Origin of the sequence: Microcoleus sp. BM001215392 (assembly GCF_036700185.1) — a bacterium.
In the GTDB taxonomy this organism is placed as follows: Bacteria; Cyanobacteriota; Cyanobacteriia; order Cyanobacteriales; family Microcoleaceae; genus Microcoleus.
On the sequence record NZ_JAUBOJ010000146.1, the window covers coordinates 11,751 to 15,937 of the forward strand.

Sequence of the window (4,187 nt, forward strand, 5' to 3'; positions counted from 1 at the left end):
TGTAACGGATTTTAGTCAGAAGGAAGACTCGTCTGCCAGCGAAGTCTAATGAAGTAAGAAAACATACATAGCTAGCTTTTTAGTGTTCCATATTTTATGTTTAATTACGGGGATTTACTTATAGTTGTAATTGAGACGAGTTAGGATTTACCAGAAATAATTGGTTTAAAGCCCCAAGTCTTTGAAGGAGAAATTAAACTCAGACTATTCATTGCTTCAATCCTCTTTTTTCCAGGTAGAGGTAGTTTTTAACTGTCAACTGAATGAAGTATTTCTGACCAAAAAAACTGGATTATTTATCGAATCTGCTGGTTACAACCAAGTATTTTGGTAAAAAAACCCGGTTTCTGACCAGCCGTGAATAAATTCTGAGATTGTCGGGGCGGGTAAGGGTTGAAAAATATGCAAATGATACATAGTTTTTGTACAAAACCCGCCCTTGTTTTTAACAATACTAGCCACCCCAAACTTTCTTCAAAACCTCTTGAGGAGAAATGTCAGCCATTTTGCCAGTAGGAGATTTAATGCCCAAAAAGCGATCGCTGTTGGGAAGCAATTTTGCAGGTTCTGTCGGGCCGAACAAAGCTATTGTATAAGTTTGAACTGCTACAGCCAAGTGCATCGGCGCGCTGTCGGTACACATCATCAAATTAGCAGCAGCAATGGTGGCCGCTAACTTGCCGACATCATCGGGCGAGATCACTTTTACACTCGGACACAGCTCGACTAATTTTTTTACCAAAGCTTCATCTTCCGGGCCTTTTACCACTACAACGGGTAAATTCGGCTGTCGTTTCTGACAGTCTTCGATGATTTGTCTCCAGTTGTCTATAGGGTAAATTTTGTCAATACCTTTAGACACAGCTAATTGACTGGAACCACCGTGAATTAGAATGTAACCGCTTTCTTTGATCCCCAATCGCTGCTGCTCGGCTTCCGCCCACTGAATGTCTTGTTTTGGTACATTAATTGCGATCGCAGGACAAGGATTGTTAATGTTGAATCCTTGCAGCAAATCGTGGTACATTGAAGCCGCATACTGGTCAGTTTTTAGAGGTACCGAATCGGTGAGAAACCGAGCGCCGTTGGTTCCCGAATACCCGACTCTCTGGGGAATTCCTGTCAGCCACAGCAAAAGTCCCACAGTCCACCGCTGGCCTAGGGAAACAACTGCTTCGTATTCGCGATCGCGAATTACGCCGAGTAAATTCCCGAAATCTGCCATCGCGTTGCGGTCTTTGAAATTGTACGTCAAGACTTCTTTGACGGACTTGCAGACTCGGTAAGCACCCTTCGCCCTCGGTTCCACGATCACATCAATCTGAGCCTCGGGGTAAGACTGTTTGAGGTCGTCGAGGGTGGGGAAAAATAAAATTTGGTCGCCAATCCCGCCGGGGACAAGTGCTAGTATTCGCATCATAAACGATCGGGCTATTATCTATCGAGGTATCTCTCAGCGATCGGCTTTCGGCTATCAGATTGTAGTATTTTTAGAGTTTAAAAGCTACTGGCTGACAGCTAAACAACTGACTGAAAAGTACAGAACGCTTTTAATATATACCTAGTTGGGTGAAGAAGGGTTAGTCAATGCACTTATTAATTGCGGCGGCGGGTTCGGGGCGACGGATGGGGAGTCAGCGGAACAAACTGCTGCTGACTTTGCTCTCTAAACCTTTGCTGAGTTGGACTTTGGCTGCTGCTGAAGCTTCCCAGCAGATTAGCTGGATTGGGATTATGGGCCAGCCTGGGGATTTTCCTGATTTTAAGGCAATTATCAGCGATTTAGCTTTGGTTAAGCCGGTGGAACTGATTCAAGGAGGCGCTACGAGGCAAGAGTCAGTTTACAACGGTTTGCAGGCTTTGCCACCAAATGCCGATCGCGTGTTGATTCACGACGGCGCCAGATGTTTGGCTACTGCTGAATTGTTCGATCGATCTGCGGCAGCTCTCTTAAGCTGTCCCGGCTTGATTGTCGCTGTCCCGGTCAAGGATACGATTAAGGTCGTAGACGAGTCTAGAATCGTGCGAGACACGCCAGATAGAAGCAATTTGTGGGCGGCCCAGACTCCCCAAGGATTTGAAGTAAAATTGTTAAAGCACTGTCACGAACAAGGGCGGGAGAAAGGTTGGGAAGTTACAGACGATGCAGCTTTGTTTGAAAAATGCGGTTTAGCAGTGCAAATTGTGGAGGGAGAAGAGACGAATTTGAAAGTTACAACACCTGTTGATTTGAGTGTCGCAGAATTTATTTTACGCCAGAGATACGGGAGTTGAACTTTATAGCAGTTCGAGGGAAAGATTAGCGGAAGCTTGGGTAATGGGTAATTGGTAAGCGGTAATCTGTAATGGTCAAGCATGAAAAAGCTTGCGTTTAAAAACCTTGATCTCCGATTATTCATTACCCATTACCCGACATACCTCACTATTGGCGATCGAGATTATACATAGTTTTTTTCCTGTTCTATGTTAATTAATTCAAGTCGAGAATCAACATAATGCTGTATAGCGGTAAATGGCCCAGCGCCGATATCGAGCGGTGGGATAGTGATTACCTCGACCTGGAAGGTGAAGCGTATATCGAGATTCACGAACCAGGTTCAAGAGATTTTTAATTTGGTTTGGTATTCGGTCAAATTGACCGCGAATTGATAAAAATTGGAGATGTATTAGCTTAGTACACCCTTTCGCGAGCGGGTGCTACCCAACCGCCGCCTACATCTCCAGCCCAAAAAATTCACCCAAAAAACCTAATTTTGGGGCGGTGAATCTCCCTTAACAGTATGATCAACCGCAGGATTAATTAATACCGATCGCAAATCTTGCCTAATTTCCGATTTCAAATACTTGCGCTGCAAAACCTGCCATTTTTGCCAAGCTGCGTAGCGTTTTTGGGCCAACAAACCAGCGAGTTTCGGCAACTCTTTTTGCAAATCGCGATCGACAAAATCCGTCAGAAATTCCCCTAAAACTTCACAGTCTTGAAGTTCGCCCAAGCATTCCTGAACAGCTTTCACGTCTTCGACATAACCTTCATAACTCGGGCCGTAAAAATCGCCAAACAGATTCATCAAATAGCGAAACCGCTTAGCTTGCTTCCGCAACTCGTGCAGAATTGTTCCCTCCGCTGCTAGCTTTTCTTCCACAGCCGACTCGTTCAAATCATCACAAACTTTAACTTTACCATCCGGATATTCTGTGCCCACCAGCCAAGCCGGATGTAGCAAAAACTCGCTGACTTGAGGTAACAGTAAATCCGGTAAAACCTCAGCAATTGGCAAATGTTCGATCGCCCGAAACTGCGGTTTTTCTACCCAATTCTCGATCGACTCTTTCAGCGACTGATAACTTTTGTGTTCCAAAACAGCTTTTACCCGTTTCAAAGCCCGACGGCGCTGTTTGAGCAAACTCAACAAAGCCTCATCCAAAACTTCCTGTTCGTCGGTCGGCAAATTCGGGTAATAGCGGTTTTGGAGAGTTTCGAGCATCACATCCAAATCCCTGAGCGTTCCCAGAATCCGCCCTACTTTACCAATTTTGCGTTCAGAAACCTGTTTTGGCAAGTCTAAAACTGGAGCAAAACCCGTTACAGCCGATCGCAAGCGCCGCATTCCGACTCGCATTTGGTGAAGTTCTTCTGCATCTTTGTCTTTTAGAACTTCTGACTCGTGCCCTACAGTTTTGCGGTAATATTTCTCGATCGCGTCAGAAGCGGCGTCTCCGAGAGTTTTAACTTTTGTTTTAACTTTTGCTGGTGTTTTGACGTTCATGGTAGATGTAGAGCCCTCTTTTGCGAATTTAATTTTGATTTCAAGGCTTTTCTAATAAGGTGTTACATCCTAGCACACACTTTTTGTTTCTGAAACATAGCATTAATAATTTTTAATATAAAATACTTGACAATTTATGCAAAGTCAGCATTTAGTAATCTAAAATCTCCCGTCTGCAATCCAAAATCGAAAATAATACCAATTTAAAACGAAATAACAGTATTATTCCCCGCCTTGATAAGGGGGGGGCTAGGGGGGTCTTCGAGTGTTGCACAATTTTAGATAAATAGTATAAAATTCCCTCCCCCACCCTTGGGCTAATAAACATCTGATTTCTGGCACGCTTTTCCAAATAGGTTAAGATCGCTGCAAACCGATATTTATTCGCCAAAGAGAGAGAGAGGGTGCGATCGGGAAGAC

General features: G+C 44.2%; 3 protein-coding genes. 1 reads left to right on the forward strand and 2 read right to left on the reverse strand.

Features of this window, described 5'->3' with window-relative positions:
• Positions 1–454: 454 nt before the first annotated feature.
• Positions 455–1,417, reverse strand: a complete 963-nt coding sequence (locus tag QT974_RS16900; protein ID WP_333469603.1) for a glycosyltransferase family 9 protein — start codon at positions 1,415–1,417, stop codon at positions 455–457.
• Positions 1,418–1,587: 170 nt separating this feature from the next.
• On the opposite strand from QT974_RS16900, the gene ispD reads away from it, so the two are divergent.
• On the forward strand, positions 1,588–2,274 hold the full coding sequence (gene ispD / locus QT974_RS16905) for a 2-C-methyl-D-erythritol 4-phosphate cytidylyltransferase (protein ID WP_333469601.1): 687 nt from the start codon (positions 1,588–1,590) through the stop codon (positions 2,272–2,274).
• A gap of 473 nt (positions 2,275–2,747) precedes the next feature.
• Here the strand turns inward: ispD and QT974_RS16910 are convergent, their stop codons facing one another.
• Positions 2,748–3,767 (reverse strand): CHAD domain-containing protein, encoded by a 1,020-nt coding sequence (locus tag QT974_RS16910; protein ID WP_333469602.1) that lies wholly within the window; start codon positions 3,765–3,767, stop codon positions 2,748–2,750.
• Positions 3,768–4,187: the final 420 nt, after the last annotated feature.

Coding starts and splice junctions, on each gene's coding strand:
- QT974_RS16900 (WP_333469603.1), bottom strand. CDS start 1,417: ATGCGAATACTAGCACTTGTCCCCGGCGGGATTGGCGACCAAATTTTA.
- ispD (WP_333469601.1), top strand. CDS start 1,588: ATGCACTTATTAATTGCGGCGGCGGGTTCGGGGCGACGGATGGGGAGT.
- QT974_RS16910 (WP_333469602.1), bottom strand. CDS start 3,767: ATGAACGTCAAAACACCAGCAAAAGTTAAAACAAAAGTTAAAACTCTC.